This window comes from Streptomyces sporangiiformans (genome assembly GCF_005768555.2).
Lineage (GTDB): Bacteria > Actinomycetota > Actinomycetes > Streptomycetales > Streptomycetaceae > Streptomyces > Streptomyces sporangiiformans.
The window spans coordinates 1-18199 of record NZ_VCHX02000044.1 but is presented as its reverse complement, the minus strand read 5'-3'; the positions used below and the strand labels follow the sequence as shown (position 1 = coordinate 18199).

Here is an 18199-nt window from a genome sequence, read left to right as displayed (position 1 = left end):
TCAGCCTCGGGAGGCGACGAGATCCTCGACCTCGGCGGCGGTCGGCATCGCTGAGGAACAGGCGAGGCGGGAGGCGACGATGGCCCCCGCCGCGTTGGCGTACCGCATGGTCTTCTGCAGCTCCCAGCCGGCGAGCAGCCCGTGGCAGAGGGAACCGCCGAAGGCGTCGCCCGCGCCGAGGCCGTTGACCACCTCCACGGGTACCGGCGGAACCTCCGCGGTGGTGCCGTCCCGGTGGACGGCGAGGACGCCCTTGGGGCCCTGCTTGATCACGGCGAGTTCCACGCCCGCGTCGAGCAGCGCCTGGGCGCAGGCGTGCGGTTCGCGCACACCGGTGGCCACCTCGCACTCGTCGAGGTTGCCGACGGCGACCGTGGCGTGGCCCAGGGCTTCGGCGTAGTACGGGCGGGCCTCGGCCGGGTCCTTCCAGAACATGGGGCGCCAGTCGAGGTCGAAGACGGTGATGCCCGACTTGTCGCGGGCCTTGAGGGCGGCGAGTGTGGCCGAACGGCTGGGCTCCTCACTCAGGCCGGTCCCGGTGATCCAGAAGATGCGGGCGGCCCGGATGGCGAAGAAGTCGAGCTCGTCGGTGTGGATCTCCAGGTCGGGTGCCTTGGGCCGGCGGTAGAAGTACAGCGGGAAGTCGTCGGGCGGGAAGATCTCGCAGAAGGTGATGGGGGTCGGGTGGGCGTCGACCGGCGTGACCCAGCGGTCGTCGACCCCGAACTCGCCCAGCGCCTCGTGCAGATACGTGCCGAACGGGTCGTTTCCGGTGCGGGTGATGATCGCGCTGGATCGGCCCAGGCGCGCGGCGGCCACCGCGACGTTCGCCGCCGACCCGCCGAGGAACTTCCCGAAGGTGTCGACACGGCTGAGGGGCACGCCTGTCTGCAGCGGGTAGAGGTCGACGCCGATGCGGCCCATGGTGATCAGGTCGAAGGACTCCGTCATGCGCGCCTCGTTCCTCGTGCTGGGAATGCGGACAGCCGTGGGATGAGGGCTGCCTGCCGGGGACCGGTGTGCCCTTAGGTGTAAGACGCGCGACAGAGCCCTGTCAATACTTTGTACTTACATTCGCACGTGATCGTGAAATGATGTCTTAACAAAGTATTGACAGGTGGGGCTGTCAGGTACTTTCATCCCGTGCCAACAGCACAACCGAGTTGTTCGGCACGTGGCCCGCACTCGCCGGGCCGGCCCCCCGGGGTCCGGGCTCACGCCCCGCCCGTGTTCCCGTTCCCTTTCCCCAGTAGCACAGTGAGGTGCCGGAAAGATGGACTCTATGTCTCGCCCACGCTCCCGCAGATTCCCCGCCCTCGTGGCCACTGCCGCCGCGACGGTACTGATAGTCACCGGCTGCTCCAGCAGCTCCGGCGGCAAGGAAGCAGAGGAGGGCGGCGAGAACGCCGCCGCGGGCAAGGCCAACACCCCCCGTATGACCATCGCGTTGGTCACGCACCAAGCCCAGGGCGACACCTTCTGGGACATCGTCCGCAAGGGCGCCGAGGCGGCGGCCGCGAAGGACAACGTCAAGCTGATCTACTCCAGTAACCCCACCGCGGCCGACCAGGCCGGCCTCGTCCAGAACGCGATCGACCAGAAGGTCGACGGCATCGCGGTCACCCTCGCCAAGCCGGACGCCATGAAGGACGTCGTGGCGAAGGCCACGAAGGCCGGCATCCCCGTGGTCGGTCTCAACTCCGGTGTGGACAACTGGAAGGACATGGGTCTGCTGGAGTACTTCGGCCAGGACGAGGGTGTGGCGGGTGAGGCGCTCGGCAAGAAGCTGAACGAGACCGGCGCCAAGCATGTCGCCTGCGTGGTCCAGGAACAGGGTCACGTCGGACTGGAGGCGCGCTGCGCGGGCGTGGAGAAGACCTTCAAGGGCAAGACGGACAACGTGTACGTCAACGGCACCGACATGCCGGCCGTGAAGTCCACGATCACAGCCAAGCTCAAGCAGGACAGCTCCATCGACCAGGTGGTCACGCTCGGCGCCCCGTACGCGCTGACCGCGGTGCAGTCCGTCGCCGACGCGGGCAGCAAGGCCAAGGTCGCCACCTTCGACCTCAACAAGGACCTGACCAGCGCCATCGAGAAGGGCGACATCGAGTTCGCCGTCGACCAGCAGCCCTACCTGCAGGGCTACCTCTCGATCGACTCGCTGTGGCTGTACAAGACCAACGGCAACTACAGCGGCGGTGGCGAGGAGCCGGTCCTGACGGGCCCGGCGTTCGTCGACAAGAGCAATGTCGACACGATCGCCAAGTTCGCCGCGAAGGGTACTCGGTGATCGTATGACCCAGCAGGCTGCGCCGGCGGTGACCTCACCGCCGGCCTCCGGCCCTCAGAAGACCGACGGGCGGACCTCGCAGCACCCCGTGTGGCTGAGGCTGCTCGCCCGTCCTGAGGTCGGCGTCTTCCTCGGTGCCGCCGCGGTGTTCGTGTTCTTCCTCGTCGCGGCGCCGCCGGTCCGTCAGGCCGACTCGATGGGCACGATCCTCTACCAGTCGTCGACCATCGGCCTCATGGCGCTGCCCGTGGCTCTTCTGATGATCGGCGGCGAGTTCGACCTCTCGTCCGGCGTTGCCGTGCTGACCTCGGCGCTGACCGCGAGCATGGTCAGCTACCAGCTGACGATGAACGTCTGGGTGGGTGTGATCGTCGCGCTGTTGGTCTCGCTCGCGATCGGCGCCTTCAACGGCTGGATGATCATGCGTACGGGGCTGCCGAGCTTCCTGGTCACTCTCGGCACCTTCCTGATCCTGCAGGGCGTCAACCTCGCGGTCACCAAGCTGGTCACCGGCAACGTCGCGACCAACAGCATCAGCGACATGGATGGCTTCGAGCAGGCGAAGGCGGTCTTCTCCGCGTCCTTCACCATCGGTGGCGTCCAGGTGAAGTCCACGATCCTGTACTGGCTGGCCTTCGCGGCGGTGGCCACGTGGCTCCTCCTGCGCACCAAGTACGGCAACTGGATCTTCGCGGTCGGCGGCAACCAGGCCAGCGCCCGCGCGGTCGGCGTACCGGTGGCCTTCACCAAGATCACTCTGTTCATGGGCGTGGGCTTCGGCGCCTGGTTCGTCGGCATGCACCAGCTGTTCGCCTTCAACACCGTGCAGTCGGGCGAGGGCGTCGGCCAGGAACTGATCTACATCGCCGCGGCGGTGATCGGCGGCTGTCTGCTGACCGGCGGCTACGGTTCCGCGATCGGCCCGGTCTTCGGTGCCTTCATGTTCGGCATGGTGAACCAGGGCATCGTCTACGCCGGCTGGAACCCCGACTGGTTCATGGCCTTCCTCGGCGTGATGCTGCTCGGCGCCACCCTCGTCAATCTGTGGGTCCGCCGCGCGGCGACCCGGAGGTGATCTGATCCCATGACAACCAACGGTTCCTCGCCCTCCGAGGCCCTCGCCAAGGACGACGTGTCCCAGGACGGCCGGCCGATCGTAGAACTGCGCGGCGCGGGCAAGTCGTACGGCAACGTCCGCGCCNCCCTCGCCAAGGACGACGTGTCCCAGGACGGCCGGCCGATCGTAGAACTGCGCGGCGCGGGCAAGTCGTACGGCAACGTCCGCGCCCTGCACGGCGTCGACCTGCAGGTCTTCCCCAGCCAGGTCACCTGCGTCCTCGGCGACAACGGCGCCGGCAAGTCCACCCTCATCAAAATCATCTCCGGCCTGCATCAGCACTCCGAGGGCGAGTTCCTCGTCGACGGCGAACCGGTGCGCTTCACCACCCCGCGCCAAGCCCTCGACCGCGGCATCGCCACCGTCTACCAGGACCTGGCCACCGTGCCCCTGATGCCGGTCTGGCGGAACTTCTTCCTCGGCTCCGAGATGACCCGCGGCCCCTGGCCCGTGCGCCGCCTCGACATCACCCGCATGAAGAAGACCGCGGACGAGGAACTGCGCAACATGGGCATCATCCTCGACGACCTCGACCAGCCCATCGGCACGCTGTCGGGCGGCCAGCGCCAGTCCGTGGCCATCGCCCGGGCCGTCTACTTCGGCGCCCGCGTGCTCATCCTGGACGAGCCGACCGCCGCACTCGGCGTGAAGCAGTCCGGCGTGGTGCTGAAGTACATCGCCGCCGCCCGCGACCGCGGCCTCGGCGTCATCTTCATCACCCACAACCCGCACCACGCCTACATGGTCGGCGACCACTTCAGCGTGCTGCGCCTCGGCACCATGGAGCTGAGCGCCTCCCGCAGCGAGGTCGGCCTGGAAGAGCTCACCAACCACATGGCGGGCGGTGCCGAACTGGCCGCGCTCAAGCACGAGTTGGCACAGGTCCGAGGCGTCGACGTGGAGAAGCTCCCAGAGAAGGAGGACCTCACCGCACCCGTCGTTGCTTCCGAAGGGACGTCTTCATGACCAACGCCCTGAACCGCATCCGTGTCGGTTCGGCTCCGGATTCATGGGGCGTGTGGTTCCCGGACGATCCCCAACAGGTGCCCTGGGAACGCTTCCTGGACGAGGTCTCCGAGGCCGGTTACTCCTGGATCGAGCTCGGCCCGTACGGCTATCTGCCCACGGACCCGGCCAGGCTCACCGACGAGGTGGACCGGCGCGGACTGAAGGTGTCGGCCGGCACGGTCTTCACCGCGCTCCACCGCGGCCCCGACGTCTGGGACGCCACCTGGGAGCACGTCAGCCAGGTCGCCGAACTGACCCGTGCCATGGGCGCCAGGCACCTGGTGGTCATCCCGTCCTTCTGGCGGGACGACAAGACCGCCGCGCTGATCGAGCCGCCCGAGCTGACGGTGCGTCAGTGGGCGTATCTGACCAAGGGAATGGAGCGTCTCGGGCACGAGGTGAAGGAGCGCTTCGGCCTCGACATCGTGGTGCACCCGCACGCCGACACGCACATCGACACCGAGGAGCACGTGGAGCGCTTCCTCGACTCCACCGACGGCGAACTGGTCGGCCTCTGCCTGGACACCGGTCACTACGCCTACTGCGGCGGCGACAACGTCAAGCTCATCCAGACGTACGGCGAACGGATCGGCTACCTCCACCTCAAGCAGGTCGACCCCGAGATCCTCGCCGACGTCGTCAAGAACGAGATCCCGTTCGGCCCCGCCGTCCAGCGCGGTGTCATGTGCGAGCCGCCGGCCGGCGTACCCGCACTGGAGCCGGTGCTCGCCGCCGCACAGAACCTCGGGGTCGAGCTGTTCGCCATCGTCGAGCAGGACATGTACCCCTGCCCGCCCGACAAGCCGCTGCCCATCGCCACGCGCACCCGCACGTTCCTCCGCTCCTGCGGCGCCTGAGAAGGGAACCAGCCCATGCCCCAGCGCACAACGCTACGCGTCGCCGTCGTCGGCACCGGCAGGATGGGGGCCGACCATGTGCGCCGGATCAGCGAGGTGACCAGCGGGGCCCGGGTGAGCGCGGTGGTGGACATAGACGCCGAGCGGGCCAAGGGGCTCGCCACCGGCATCGACGGCTGCACGGCGTACACCGACCCCGCCGCCGCCATGGCGGCGGACGACGTGGACGCCGTGCTGATCGCCTCCCCCGGCCCCGCGCACGAGGCGGCGCTGCTCACCGCCTTCGAGCACGATCTGCCCGTCCTGTGCGAGAAGCCGCTCACCCCGGACGCGGCCTCCGCGCTGCGCGTCCTGGAAGCCGAGCAGAAGCTCGGCCACCGCCGGGTGCAGGTCGGGTTCATGCGGCGGTACGACGCGGAGTACATGAAGCTCAAGGAGCTACTCGACAGCGGCCGACTGGGACGTCCGCTGATGCTGCACAACCGGCACCGCAACGCCACCCTCCCGGTGCCCGGCTTCACCAGCGAGATGCTCATCAACGACGCCGTCGTACACGAGATGGACGTCACCCGGTGGCTGCTCGACCAGGAGATCACCACGGTCACCGTGATGAAGCCCAGGCCGTCGTCCAACGCACCCGAGGGCCTGGAGGACCCGCAGTTCGTCATCTTCGAAACCGACGGGGGTGCCCTCGTCGACGTCGAGATGAGCGTCAACTGCCAGTTCGGCTACCAGGTACAGGCGGAGGCGGTCTGCGAGAACGGCACCGCGCGGATCGGTGACGGCCACGGGATGCTCGTCAACTCGGCCGGGCAGTGGGGTGGTTCGATCGCCCCCGACTTCGTGGCGCGTTTCGAGGACGCGTACGACCGTGAGGTGCAGGCGTGGGTGGACGCCACCCGGCGCGGCGAGGTCACCGGCCCCAGTTCCTGGGACGGCTATGCCGCCGCCGCGGTCTGCGAGGCCGGCGTGCGCGCCCAGGCCGAAGGCGGCCGGATCACCGTCGAACTCGTCGAACGTCCCAGCCTCTACCGCTGACCCGGACACTCGAGTCACGAGTCTGGAGTCTGGTCACGAAAAATTGAAAATGTCAGGGTTGGCGCATGCCGACCGTCTTCAAGGGTGCGACCCCCTACTGCTATGCCAACTCACTGGCCATGGTCCTGGGCGCGGACGCGCCCCCGCCTTCGGCGATCGAGGTGTTGACGGGGTCGCCCTTCGGCGCGCAGATCGAGCGCGGCCTTCCGTACTTCGATCCGCTCGGCTGGAACCCCGACTTCGGCCTGGACCAGGCCATCGACCTCCTCGGCTGGACGTGCCTGCGCACCACCGGCGGTGAGCCGGCACAGGCCGTCGGGCGGCTTCGGCAGGCCACCGAGCTGGGGCCGGTGCTGGTCGGTCCCGTGGACATCGGCCTGCTCCTGCACCAGCCCTGGTCGACGGGCACACCCAACGGCGGCGACCACTGGGTGACCGTGCTCGGCGTCGACCACGAGACGGTGCTCTTTCACGACCCCGGCGGCTACCCCTTCGCCACGTTGCCCGTCGATGCCTTTGCCGCGGCGTGGCGTGAGCGGCTACCGGACTGCGCGGGCCCGTTCACCATGCGCAGTGACTTCCGGCGCGTCGACCGGGTCGACATCGCCACGGCCCTGCGTCGCTCGCTGCCCGCGGCACTGGGATGGCTCACGGGCGCACGGGGCGGACAGGGCGGACACACACCTGCGAAGGGCACTCTCGGCGGCGCGGCCGCCGTGGAGCATCTTGTCGCCGGCCTGCGGACCGGGCGGGTGGAGGACCGCGCCCTGGCCCATCTGAAGGACTTCGCCGTCCGGGTCGGCGCGCGGCGTCTCGCAGACGCGTCGCTCTGGCTGGCCGAGATCGACGAGATGCGGGCCTCCGATGTGGCCGGCCATCAGGCGCGGCTGCTCGGCAGCGTGCAGTACAGCCTCGTCGTGGGCGACACATCGGCGGCCGCGACCGCGCTACGGCAACTGGCGGTCGCTTACGACGAACTGGGCGCCGCCCTCGGGGAACGGCCATGACCAAATCACCAAATCCCGTAGTTTTCAGCGGACTTCGCTTGCCAAGACCGGGGCGGGAAGCCGGACCGTTCGACTAGGTTGGTGTTCGGTTAGCGAACACCCATGCGCAGGAGGCACTCCCGTGTCAGATCAAGACCCCCAGCTCGCCGCCGCAGCCGAGATACGTGCCCGGATCGACACGAGCAAGCCGCACTCCGCGCGTTTCTGGAACTACTTCGTGGGCGGCAAGGACAACTACGAGGTGGACCGCGAGATCGGGGACCAGATCAAGGAGATCTTCCCCGGCCTCGTCGACGTGGCGCGCACGAGCCGCCTCTTCCTCGGGCGCGCGGTGCGGCACCTGGCCGGAGAACAGGGCGTCCGGCAGTTCCTCGACATCGGCACCGGCCTGCCGACCGCCGACAACACCCACGAGGTGGCCCAGCGCGTGGCGCCGGATGCGCGGATCGTCTACGTCGACAACGACCCGATGGTGCTCGCGCACGCCCGCGCCCTGCTCACCAGCACGCCCGAGGGCGAGACGGCGTACATCGACGCCAACTTCTACGAGCCCGAGGACATCCTCAAGACGGCGGCGAGCACGTTGGACTTCTCCCAACCCGTCGCGCTGATGATCCTCAACACCCTGGGCCACGTGGCCGAGTACGGCCAGGCCCGGGAACTGGTCTCGCGCCTCATGGCCGGTCTGCCGTCCGGCAGTTATCTGGTGATCAGCGACAGCACCGCGACCAGCGAGGGCATGATCGCCGCGTCGGCGGCGTACAACGAGAGCGGCGCCGTTCCGTACTACGTGCGCGACGTCGAGGAGATCGCCGGCTTCTTCGACGGACTGGAGCTGGCGGAGCCCGGAGTCGTCCAGGTCACCGAGTGGCGTCCGGAGCAGGAGTCGGACGTGTCGAGGGTCGACGCCTACGGCGGAGTGGGCCGCAAGCCGTGAGCCACGGGCGTCCGCCCCTGCTGGTGGAGGTTTCCTCCGGGGCGGACGCCGACAGCCGCATCAGGTGACAGCCGCTCTGGGGCGACAGCCACTCTGGGTGACGACCGCACCAGGTGGGGTGCTACCAGCGGTGGTGGACCTGCGCCCGGATGCCGCGGTCGTACAGCTCGCCCACGGCGTCCAGGGTCGCGTCCGGCAGCGGGGCCAGCGCGGCCGCATCGGCGTTCGCCCGCGCCTGCTCGGGGGAACGGGCGCCGGGGATCACCGAGGACACGCCGGGCTGCTGGATGATCCACCGCAGAGCGGTCTGGGCCGGTGTCGCGCCCTCCGGAGCGAGCTTCGAGAACTCCGCGGCCGCTTCCACCCCCGACGCGTAGTCGACCCCGGAAAAGGTCTCGCCCTGGTCGAAGGCCTCACCGTGCCGGTTGTACGTCCGGTGGTCGTCGGCCGGAAAGGCGGTGTCCTTCGTGTACTTGCCGGAGAGCAGCCCGGAGGCCAGCGGTACGCGGGCGATGATTCCCACACCCGCCTCCGCGGCGGCCGGGAGCACCGCCTCCAACGGCTTGAGGCGGAACGCGTTGAAAATGATCTGGACGCTCGCCGTACCCGGCCTGGCGATCGCCGTCAGCGCCTCGTCGCAGGTCTCCACACTCACGCCGTACGCGGCGATGCGCTGTTCCTCGACGAGCGTGTCGAGGGCGTCGAAGACCGCGTCCGACGCGTACACGGGCGTGGGCGGGCAGTGCAGCTGCACCAGGTCGAGGGTGTCCACGCCCAGGTTCGTGCGTGAGCGGTCGGTCCAGGCGCGGAAGTTGTCCAGGGTGTAGAGCGCGGGGTCCAGCGCCACCCGGCGGCCCATCTTCGTCGCGACGAGGATGTCCGCGTCCGGGCGTTCCCGCAGATAACGGCCGATGAGCTGCTCGCTGCGCCCGTCGCCGTACACATCGGCGGTGTCGAAGAAGGTCACGCCGCTCTCGACCGCGGCGTCGAGCACGGCGAGAGCGTCCTCCTCCTTGACCTCGCCCCAGTCGGCGCCCAGCTGCCAGGTGCCCAGGCCTACGACGGAGACCCTCTGGTTCGTCCTGCCGAATACCCGCTGTTCCATGATGATCTCTGTCCCTCTTTCCTGTGGCGCCCGTGAGGCTCCATCATGCGACGTACCTCCAGCATCGGGGCCGCGAAGATCGCCCGTCCAACAGGAGAATGCGCATGCTGTCATGAACCGGCCTTCTCAATCACCTGCAGAATCACCTGCCGGGTGACATGCCGCTTCACACCCCGGTGAGGCACCACGGTCCGCAGACAGTCCCTACCCGATCCGCGGGCAGCGGACCGGGTGTCGTCCTGGGTCTGGAGTCAGGTGTCGTTGCGGTCGAGGAGTTCCTTCACACCGTGGGCCGTGAGCGCCAGCTCCTCCGGTGTGCCCGCGTCGATGACCAGCGACAGTCTCTCGCTGGGCCAGCCATGGGCGAGTACCCCGAGCACCACGTTGCGGTGCCGCTTGATCTGCGGCAATGCCTGTTCCATGCGGTCCTGTGTGGTGAAGACCGGCACCAGCTCGGTGCCGTCCTCCTGTTCGAACACGGGCAGGGTCAGTGCCTTGGGGGCGGGCCCTTCCGCGTCGGTTCCGGTGGGGAGCAGAACTTCGCTCCTGGCCAGCGTGCTCAACGCCGCCTCGTCCACGGTGCCCTCGACGACCGCGCGCAAGGCCTGCTGGGCGGCGGAACCGCCGCCGCCCTGGGGGTGGATGTCAGTCACGGTTCGTCCAATCGCCGTATCGGTCACAGGGCTCCGGTCGGAGTCCGACGCGCCGAGTACCCGAACCTCCGAGACCCATGTGACTCCTGCCCGGAACCGGTACGCATATGGCGTCGGGATCCGGGCACTCGTCGCGGATGCACGGCACACCGGCGTGCGGGAGGGGGTGGCCGCCATGCAGGCACACCTCAACTGGCATATCGACCTGGACATCGAGCGGACCGAAACCGAGAGCGAGGCGACCGCCTCCCTTCGGCTGCCCGACTCCACTCTCCTGACCACCCGCGGTCATGCCCGGCGCAATCCCGACGATCCGGAGCAGGCCCGGGTCGGTGAGGAGCTCGCCACGGCCCGGGCGCTCAACGACCTGGCTCGACGGCTGCTGCGCAAGGCGGCGCACGAGATCGAGGAGACCACGCACTCGCCGGCGCACCCGCATCTGTGACGCGGACAGCCGCACCTGTGACGCGGGCAGCCGCCGGCTCCAGGACCGCCCCTGACGGAGTTCTCCGTCAGGGGCGCACGAGGTCAGTGACCCACGAGGTCAGTGACGCACGAGCAGGGTGTGGATTCCCTCGGCCGTCAGGGTCAGCACGTCGGAGTTGCCGGGGTCGATGACCAACTGCAGTTCTTCGTCGGGCCAGTCGGTGGCCAGCCGCCCCAGCGGCACCAGCCGGTAGGACAGGACGCTCGGCAGTGCCTCGCCGAGCCGCTCCTCCGAGGTGAACACGGGTACCTGCTGGGAGCCGTCGGCCTGGTCGAGCACCGGCAGGACCAGGGCTCGCGGGTCACCGTTCTTCCGCTCGTGGTGCCGGGGATCGACGACGGGTATCAGGACAGGCGTCTCGGCCAGCACCGCCAAGGCTCTCTGCAAGGCCTCCCCGCCCACGGAGTCGTCGGTCAGGACCCTCAGGGCTTCCTGCGCCTGCGAGGGGGTCGGATGATCGGGGATGTCGGGCATCGTGCGCCCCCATCGTGTCGACGGGCCTGTCCGGCGGACGGCCCCGTCTCTGTATGACCACACTCGTGTACCCGTCCCACGTGCACGCATACGTCCGAGATGCGGGCCATTCCTTCCACCGCTGGAACCCTCATGCGGCCGTGCCCACGGCCGTGGGCACGGCGGGGTGTGGCTCCCACCGACGCTCGGTGGGAGCCACACCCGGTACGCACGTCGCGCGTGCCTCAGTGCGCGTGCCTCAGTGCGCGTGCCTCAGTGCGCGTGCCTCAGTGCGCGTGCCCGGGCTCTCCCTCGGAGGGCTCGGTCGCCGCGGGCGTCTCGGGATCCTGGGGCCCTTGCTCTCCCCGCGCCCCCTCCCCCGCCTCCGCCGCGCCGCCCGCGTACACCGTGAAGGCCGCCGTACGGACCTCGCCCTGGTGCTTGAAGTCCAGGAACAGGCGGTACGCACCGGCGCTCGGCGCTGTCGCCGTGAAGGAGACCTCCGGGCCGGGCTCGGTCTCGCCGTCGCCGGGTTCGCCGTTGGGATGGACGTGCAGGTAGGCGAGGTCGCCCGAGCGCAGGGCGACCAGGTGACCGTAGGCGCCCAGATAGGGCTGGAGGTCCCGCACCGGCTTGCCGTCCTTGGTCACGGTCAGCTTCAGTTCGCTGCCCTTGCCGGGGGCCGGTTCGCCGTCGAGTTTCACCTCGTACCCGTCGACCTCGGCCGTGGTGCTGGGCGGGGGCAGCTCGGCAGACTCATACGTTCCGGACGCGGCGAGGTCCGCGCCGAGCGTGAGCCCTTCGCCGCCCTTGGGCGTGAAATCGGCGAAGACCCGGTAGTCGCCGGCCCTGGGCAGGTCCACAGGGGTGGACCAGGTGCCGTCGGCGGCCCGGACAGGGTGCAGGTGGCGATAGACGGTCAGGTCGCGTGAGGCAAGGATCAGATGCAGCTCCTTGTCGTGCTCACGCTGGTACGCGGTGACTGCGCGGCCGGTCGCGTCCCGCACGACGGCGAAGCGCAGCTCGGTCTTCTTTCCGGCCTCGATGCGCGGCGTCCTCAGGTCGAGCGTGTAGCCGCTCCGGGAGATCTCGAGGCCTCCGGGCGGTTCCGGCTCATGCCCGCCGCCCTTGCCCTTGTGGCCACCCCGCTCGCCTCCGTGCCCGCCGGCGGCGTGGGCGCTTCCCTTCGGCTCGGGCGAGATCGGATCGACCGCGTTGCCCACGCCGTATGCGGTGCCGAACGTCGCGGCGAGCGCGGCGACAAAGACGGTGATCCGCAGTCCGGTATTCATGGCCACTCCTCGGCTTCGAGGCCGCTCGTCGTGCGGCCGACGCACTTCAACATACCCCCTCGGGGTATGAAGTCAAGTCGGTCGGCCACTTGCTTCAAATACGGGCGGGGGGTATATGTTGGAACACGTCCAACCGATACCCCCTAGGGGTATCATGATCGTCGCGTACGACTCCGCCTCTCCGCCCCACCCCACGTGATCCCGTATCGCGTTCGCGAGCCCCGAGGAGCAGACATGACCACCACCACGCCCGGCGCCGCCGAGGTCGAACTCGCCATCGGCGGCATGACCTGCGCTTCGTGCGCCGCCCGGATCGAGAAGAAGCTCAACCGCATGGAGGGCGTCGAGGCGACCGTCAACTACGCCACGGAGAAGGCGAAGGTCAGCTTCCGCGAGGGAATCGCCGTCGTGGACCTGATCGCCACGGTCGAGGCCACCGGCTACACGGCACGGGAGCCCGAACCCGAGCCGGTACGCTCCGGGTCCGCACCCGGAGAGGAAGCCGCGCGGGAGGAGGATGACGAACTGCGGCCGCTGCGCGAGCGGTTGACCGCAGCCGTCGCGCTCGCCGTCCCCGTGGTCGCGATGGCGATGGCCCCGGCGCTGCAGTTCGAGTACTGGCAGTGGCTGTCCCTGACCCTGGCGGCGCCCGTGGTGACGTATGCCGCGTGGCCCTTCCACAAGGCGGCCTGGACGAACGCCAAGCACGGCGCCGCCACCATGGACACACTGATCTCCGTCGGCACCGGGGCCGCGTTCCTGTGGTCACTGTGGGCCCTGTTCTTCGGTACGGCGGGTACGCCCGGTATGACACACCCCTTCGAGTTCACGATCGCCCGCACCGACGGCGCCGGGAACATCTATCTGGAGGCCGCGGCGGGCGTCACGGCCTTCATCCTGGCCGGGCGGTACTTCGAGGCACGGTCGAAGCGGAAGGCCGGGGCGGCGCTGAAGGCCCTGCTGGAGCTGGGCGCCAAGGACGTCACGGTCCTGCGTGACGGCGGCCGCGAGGAGCGTATCGCCGTCAGCGCGTTGAAGGTCGGCGACCGGTTCCTCGTGCGGCCCGGAGAGAAGATCGCCACCGATGGTGTGGTCGTCGAGGGTTCGTCCGCCGTGGACGCCTCCATGCTCACGGGCGAGTCCGTGCCGGTCGAAGTCGGCCCCGGGGAGGGCGTCACCGGTGCCACCCTGAACGCCGGTGGACGCCTCGTCGTCGAGGCCACCCGCGTCGGTGCCGACACCCAGCTCGCCCGGATGGCCAAGCTGGTCGAAGACGCGCAGAACGGCAAGGCGGCGGCTCAGCGTCTCGCCGACAAGATCTCCGCGGTCTTCGTTCCCGTCGTGATCGCCCTGGCCCTCGCCACCCTGGCGTTCTGGCTCGGCAACGGCGCGGGACTCACCGCGGCCTTCACCGCCGCGGTCGCCGTCCTGATCATCGCCTGCCCCTGCGCCCTGGGGCTGGCGACACCGACCGCCCTCATGGTCGGCACGGGACGCGGCGCCCAGCTCGGCATCCTCATCAAGGGCCCCGAAGTCCTGGAGAGCACGCGCAAGGTGGACACCATCGTCCTGGACAAGACCGGCACCGTCACCACCGGCAGGATGACCCTGCTCGCCGTGCACACCGCCGAAGGCACCGACGAGGACGAGGTGCTGCGTCTCGCGGGCGCCCTGGAGCACGCCTCCGAGCACCCCATCGCCCAGGCCGTCGCCTCAGGTGCCACCGCCCGGGTCGGCGCCCTGCCCGTTCCGGAGGACTTCGCCAACCTCGCGGGCCTCGGCGTCCAGGGCATCGTCGAGGGACACGCGGTGCTCGTCGGCCGCGAGAAGCTGCTGACAGAGTGGTCCATGTCCTTGCCCTCCGAGCTGCGGCGCGCCAAGGCGGAGGCAGAGGCGGCGGGACGTACCGCCATCGCCGTCGCCTGGGACGGCGAGGCCCGCGCGGTCCTGGAGGTCGCCGACGCCGTCAAGGAGACCAGCCCGGAAGCCATCGCACGGCTGCGTGCCCTCGGCCTCACGCCCCTCCTGCTGACCGGTGACAACAAGGCGGTCGCCGAGGCGGTCGCCGCGGAGGTGGGCATCGCTCCCGAGCACGTGATCGCCGAGGTCATGCCGCAGGACAAGGTGGCCGTCGTCCGCCGGCTGCAGAGCGAGGGCCGCTCGGTCGCCATGGTCGGCGACGGGGTCAACGACGCGGCCGCGCTGGCCCAGGCGGATCTGGGTCTGGCGATGGGCACGGGCACGGACGCCGCGATCGAGGCGGGCGACCTGACGCTGGTGAGGGGCGATCTCAGGGTCGCGGCGGACGCCATCCGGCTCTCCCGCAAGACGCTGGGCACCATCAGGTCCAACCTGTTCTGGGCCTTCGCGTACAACGTCGCCGCCCTCCCGCTCGCCGCGGCCGGGCTGCTCAACCCCATGATCGCGGGTGCCGCGATGGCCTTCTCCTCGGTGTTCGTGGTCGGCAACAGCCTGCGCCTGCGCGGCTTCCAGCCCACCGGACGCTGAGCCGCAGGCACGCACCACGCACCACGCACCGAACGAGCACTGCGCGAGCACCGAGCGAGCACCGAGCACGGGCCGCAGCGAGCCGTCTGCGCTTGCTGTGGCCCCCGTGCCGGAGGAGGCTCGATGGGAGAGGTACGGGAGAGGTAAGGAGGTCCACCATGGGCACCACATCAGGACCCGGCTTCGACACCGAAACGCTGCGCCGGGGCGTCGAAGGCCAGAACCCCGAAACGCTCCTGTCGCTGTACGCCGACGACGCGGAGCTCCGCATCATCGACCGCAACACCCAGCCCAGTCACCCGAAGGTGATGCACGGCCGCGAGCAGATCAGCGAGATGCTCAACGACGTGTACAGCCGCGACATGACCCACAAGCTGGAACAGTGCGTCGTCCAGGGCGACCAGGCCGCCTTCACGGAGTTCTGCGAGTATCCCGACGGCGTCAAGGTGCTCGCCGCCTCGACGCTCGCGCTCCGGGACGGCAAGATCGTCGACCAGATCGTGCTGCAGGAATGGGACGACGAGCCGTAGGAGGCCCTGCGGCGAAGGTAGGGTGGTTCCGGGCCGTGACTGGCGCTGAGGTGGAGCACCACCGGGGAGCGGTCCGACGAATGGGTCGATGCCGTGCGCCTGGGCGATTGTTTCAGCGACGCTCAGGAGGAGCCCATGTCCCGGACCGCTCGACTCATGGACGGCACCGGTCTCGCGCGGCGCATCGTCGAGGAGACCGCCAAACGGGCGGCGGACATCACGGAGCGGACGGGCACGGCGCCCTGCCTTGCGACCGTTCTCGTCGGTGAGGATCCGGCTTCCGTCACGTATGTCCGTATGAAGCAGAACCGCTGCCGGAAGGCAGGCATCGAGTCGCGGCACGTGGCACTGCCCGCCGCCACCACGGCGGCGGAGCTGGTGGACACCCTCGGCGCCCTGTCCGGCGATCCCGGAGTGCACGGCATCCTGTTGCAGCACCCGATGGGGCCTCACATCGACGAACGCGCGGCGTTCGAGGCGATCGCACCGCGGAAGGACGTCGACGGGGTGACGCTCGCCTCCTTCTCCGCGATGAGCTTCGGTCTGCCCGGCTTCACGTCCTGCACACCCGGCGGCATCATGCGGCTGCTCGACGAGTACGACGTCGACCCGGCCGGCAAGCGTGCCGTCGTGGTGGGCCGCAGCGCCATTCTCGGCAAGCCGGTCGGCATGCTGCTGCTCGGGCGCGACGCCACGGTGACGTACTGCCATTCACGCACGGCGGACCTGTCCTCGGTCGTCCGGGAGGCGGACATCGTGGTGGCCGCCGTGGGCCGGCCCCGGCTGATCCGCGGACAGGACATCAAGCCGGGCGCCGTGGTGATCGACGCCGGGTACAACCCCGGCAACGTCGGCGACGTCGACTTCGACACCGCTCGTGAGCGGGCCGGGCTCATCACCCCCGTGCCCGGCGGGGTCGGCCCCATGACGATCGCGACGCTGCTGGCACAGACCGTCGAGGCGGCCGGCCGGCAGCTCGCGGCGCCGGCGTGATCAGCGCATCCACGCGCTGTACTGCATGACATCCCCCGCCTCTACGCCGTACTCGGGCTGATCCTTGGTGAAGGTGGTCTCCAGGCCGAGTACGGCCCCGGTGGCGGGGTCGAGGATCAGCATCCGCCTGGTGGCGGTCTCCGCGTACACATACGCCTGGCCGCGGCGCCCGAGACGGTCCGTGACCTCGCCCACGGGGCGCAGCCCCTTCGCGTCGGCCAGGATCCGCGCCAGCGCCGCGGATTCGCGGGCGCCCAGCGTCCAGTGATCGAGCAACTCCGTCGTGACGTCGAGGAGTTGAGGAGTGGTCATGGCGCCGTCGCGGTTCAGTTCTTCGAGGTAGGCGTACAGCTTCCCCACGTCGTGGGGCGGCTGTGCCTGCGGCGGAGCGTCGCTCCAACTCGGCGGATACGTCTGCCTCTTGAGGACATGGCCGTCTTCCACCGTGCGCGGGTCGCCGCCCTCGTCGGTGATGACCGGCTCCCCCGGGTGGCGCGGGTCGGTCGCGACGACGAGTTCGGTGTGGCTGCCGTCCGCCTTCCAGCGGACGATGCGCTCCTGTGGGAGGGTGATCGGCCGCTCGGCCCCCGGCCCCGACGTCATGCTGAGGCTCCACGACTGCGTGTGCGTGCCCTGAAGCAGGCGCGGCGAACCGTCGGATGCGGCGGTCTCGGCGCGCGCGGCCAGCCGGTCCAGGGATACGGGCGTGGAGCCGGCCAGCGGCACCAGTGGGCCGGGCGCGGCCACGGCGGGGGTGGTGCTCGGACCGGCGAGCAGCAGGGCGAGCGCGGTCACGGCGGCGACGGCGGCCGTCGCCAGGCTCCAGACCAGGCGCGTACGTCGAGGGCGGCGGGCGCTCAGCAGCTGGTTGAGGTGGCGTTCGGCACCATGGTCCAGCGGGCGGTCGCGGAAGCGGGGGTCGCCGGACGGCACCGGGTTGGCGTGTCGCAGGAGTTCGAGTTCGTCAGCCATGGCCGTGTGCCTCCGGGGTGTCGCGGCGGGGCGTTTCGGCGCCGGGAGCCGCACAGATCCGCATGCGGTCGATCTCGGCTCGCAGCCGCCGCCGGGCGCGGTGCAGGCGCATCGCCGCAGCCCTGCTGCCGCAGCCGAGAACCACGGCGACCTCGTCGACGCCGAGTTCCTCCCAGGCGGTGAGCCGCAGCACCTCCCGGTCGGCCGGGGAGAGCCGGGCCAGCGCGTCGTGCACCCACGCACCGGGCGGCTCGGAGTCGGGGCTGTCCACGATCTGGCTGCCGCGTGCGGCCTCGTCGTGACCGAGCTTGTCGAGCAGACGCCTACGGCGTCCGTAGCCGCGTATCGCGTTGGACAGGCAGTTGCGTGCCACGCCGTACAGCCAGGGAAGGGCGTTCGCGGGCAGGTCGGAGCGGCGCCGCCAGGCGACGGTGAACACCTCCGCCACCACTTCCTCGACTTCGCTCGTCCGGCCGTCCAGTCGCCGCGCGACGTAGCGGCTGACCGCCCAGTAGTGCTCGCGATAGGCAGCGGCGAAGATCTCGTCGTTGCTCATGTTCCCTAGGTGTCCGGCAGGTTCGCGATCGTCACACCTGTTTCCGTGATCCTTGTCGCTTCGCTCAAGTGTGACGCCGGGGCGGGCCGCGGACACAGGCGGGGCATGGAGAGCAACACTGTCACCGCGGCGCTCGCGCCCACGCGTGCGCGTCGTCCGGGAATAGCCGCCGTCCGCTGGCTGACCACCACGGACCACAAGACGATCGGCACGCTGTATCTGGTCACGTCGTTCGCGTTCTTCGTCATCGGCGGCATGATGGCGCTGTTCATGCGCGCCGAACTCGCCCGGCCCGGGCTGCAGATCATGTCGAACGAGCAGTTCAACCAGGCGTTCACGATGCACGGCACGATCATGCTGCTGATGTTCGCGACGCCGCTGTTCGCCGGCTTC

19 protein-coding genes and 1 riboswitch are annotated in these 18199 nt (G+C 69.6%); of the genes, 12 read left to right on the top strand and 7 right to left on the bottom strand.

The annotated features are described in order from the left end of the window. A complete protein-coding gene (iolC, locus tag FGD71_RS03115) occupies positions 1-951 on the bottom strand; it encodes a 5-dehydro-2-deoxygluconokinase (RefSeq protein ID WP_119098814.1) in 951 nt (316 codons plus the stop codon). A 322-nt stretch (positions 952-1273) separates the two neighbouring features. Here iolC and FGD71_RS03110 point away from each other — a divergent pair, with 322 nt between their 5' ends. The 7 genes from FGD71_RS03110 (at position 1274) to FGD71_RS03080 (ending at position 8257) form a co-directional block, all read left to right on the top strand. Further along, positions 1274-2293, top strand: coding sequence for a sugar ABC transporter substrate-binding protein (locus FGD71_RS03110; protein WP_119098813.1), 1020 nt, complete (start codon positions 1274-1276; stop codon positions 2291-2293). A gap of 4 nt (positions 2294-2297) precedes the next feature. Continuing rightward, positions 2298-3368 (top strand): ABC transporter permease, encoded by a 1071-nt coding sequence (locus FGD71_RS03105; RefSeq protein ID WP_119098812.1) that lies wholly within the window; start codon positions 2298-2300, stop codon positions 3366-3368. Between the two features lie 144 nt (positions 3369-3512). Further along, positions 3513-4376, top strand: coding sequence for an ATP-binding cassette domain-containing protein (locus FGD71_RS03100; protein WP_119098811.1), 864 nt, complete (start codon positions 3513-3515; stop codon positions 4374-4376). Beyond that, the gene (locus FGD71_RS03095) at positions 4373-5275 is read left to right on the top strand and encodes a sugar phosphate isomerase/epimerase family protein (protein ID WP_119098810.1); all 903 of its coding nucleotides are present in this window, start codon (positions 4373-4375) and stop codon (positions 5273-5275) included. The genes FGD71_RS03100 and FGD71_RS03095 overlap by 4 nt, the downstream gene beginning before the upstream one ends. A 15-nt stretch (positions 5276-5290) precedes the next feature. Further along, positions 5291-6313 carry a Gfo/Idh/MocA family protein gene (locus FGD71_RS03090; RefSeq protein ID WP_119098809.1) on the top strand — a complete coding sequence of 341 codons (1023 nt, stop codon included), beginning with the start codon at positions 5291-5293 and terminating at the stop codon, positions 6311-6313. Positions 6314-6378: 65 nt separating this feature from the next. Continuing rightward, positions 6379-7320 carry a hypothetical protein gene (locus FGD71_RS03085; protein WP_119098808.1) on the top strand — a complete coding sequence of 314 codons (942 nt, stop codon included), beginning with the start codon at positions 6379-6381 and terminating at the stop codon, positions 7318-7320. A gap of 121 nt (positions 7321-7441) precedes the next feature. Further along, positions 7442-8257, top strand: a complete 816-nt coding sequence (locus tag FGD71_RS03080; RefSeq protein ID WP_119098807.1) for an SAM-dependent methyltransferase — start codon at positions 7442-7444, stop codon at positions 8255-8257. Positions 8258-8378: 121 nt separating this feature from the next. Here the strand turns inward: FGD71_RS03080 and FGD71_RS03075 are convergent, their stop codons facing one another. Together FGD71_RS03075 and FGD71_RS03070 are read right to left on the bottom strand one after the other, a co-directional pair. Next, positions 8379-9362 (bottom strand): aldo/keto reductase, encoded by a 984-nt coding sequence (locus tag FGD71_RS03075; RefSeq protein WP_119098806.1) that lies wholly within the window; start codon positions 9360-9362, stop codon positions 8379-8381. 251 nt (positions 9363-9613) lie between these two features. Then, positions 9614-10015 carry an SseB family protein gene (locus FGD71_RS03070; RefSeq protein ID WP_240436369.1) on the bottom strand — a complete coding sequence of 134 codons (402 nt, stop codon included), beginning with the start codon at positions 10013-10015 and terminating at the stop codon, positions 9614-9616. Between the two features lie 175 nt (positions 10016-10190). Here FGD71_RS03070 and FGD71_RS03065 point away from each other — a divergent pair, with 175 nt between their 5' ends. Continuing rightward, positions 10191-10460, top strand: a complete 270-nt coding sequence (locus tag FGD71_RS03065; protein WP_119098874.1) for a DUF1876 domain-containing protein — start codon at positions 10191-10193, stop codon at positions 10458-10460. Positions 10461-10559: 99 nt separating this feature from the next. Here FGD71_RS03065 and FGD71_RS03060 read toward each other — a convergent pair whose 3' ends face one another. Both FGD71_RS03060 and FGD71_RS03055 read right to left on the bottom strand, forming a co-directional pair. Further along, positions 10560-10976, bottom strand: coding sequence for an SseB family protein (locus FGD71_RS03060; protein WP_119098804.1), 417 nt, complete (start codon positions 10974-10976; stop codon positions 10560-10562). Positions 10977-11242: 266 nt separating this feature from the next. Then, on the bottom strand, positions 11243-12247 hold the full coding sequence (locus FGD71_RS03055; protein ID WP_119098803.1) for a hypothetical protein: 1005 nt from the start codon (positions 12245-12247) through the stop codon (positions 11243-11245). 234 nt (positions 12248-12481) lie between these two features. On the opposite strand from FGD71_RS03055, the gene FGD71_RS03050 reads away from it, so the two are divergent. The 3 genes from FGD71_RS03050 to FGD71_RS03040 all read left to right on the top strand — a co-directional run bounded on the left by FGD71_RS03050 (position 12482) and on the right by FGD71_RS03040 (position 16278). Next, a complete protein-coding gene (locus tag FGD71_RS03050; protein ID WP_119098802.1) occupies positions 12482-14755 on the top strand; it encodes a heavy metal translocating P-type ATPase in 2274 nt (757 codons plus the stop codon). A gap of 158 nt (positions 14756-14913) precedes the next feature. Beyond that, the gene (locus tag FGD71_RS03045) at positions 14914-15285 is read left to right on the top strand and encodes a nuclear transport factor 2 family protein (RefSeq protein WP_119098801.1); all 372 of its coding nucleotides are present in this window, start codon (positions 14914-14916) and stop codon (positions 15283-15285) included. A 25-nt stretch (positions 15286-15310) separates the two neighbouring features. Then, positions 15311-15397: riboswitch (ZMP/ZTP riboswitch) on the top strand. A gap of 23 nt (positions 15398-15420) precedes the next feature. Beyond that, positions 15421-16278 (top strand): bifunctional 5,10-methylenetetrahydrofolate dehydrogenase/5,10-methenyltetrahydrofolate cyclohydrolase, encoded by an 858-nt coding sequence (locus tag FGD71_RS03040; protein ID WP_119098800.1) that lies wholly within the window; start codon positions 15421-15423, stop codon positions 16276-16278. On the opposite strand, the gene FGD71_RS03035 is transcribed toward FGD71_RS03040, so the two are convergent. Beyond that, positions 16279-17250, bottom strand: coding sequence for a CU044_5270 family protein (locus FGD71_RS03035; protein WP_119098799.1), 972 nt, complete (start codon positions 17248-17250; stop codon positions 16279-16281). It abuts the gene before it with no gap. Next, the gene (locus FGD71_RS03030) at positions 17243-17806 is read right to left on the bottom strand and encodes an RNA polymerase sigma factor (RefSeq protein ID WP_119098798.1); all 564 of its coding nucleotides are present in this window, start codon (positions 17804-17806) and stop codon (positions 17243-17245) included. Before FGD71_RS03030 ends, FGD71_RS03035 begins: the two co-directional genes overlap by 8 nt. 105 nt (positions 17807-17911) lie before the next feature. On the opposite strand from FGD71_RS03030, the gene FGD71_RS03025 reads away from it, so the two are divergent. Continuing rightward, positions 17912-18199, top strand: a 288-nt coding sequence (locus tag FGD71_RS03025) for a cbb3-type cytochrome c oxidase subunit I (protein WP_181359108.1), incomplete at its 3' end; no start/stop codon positions are given.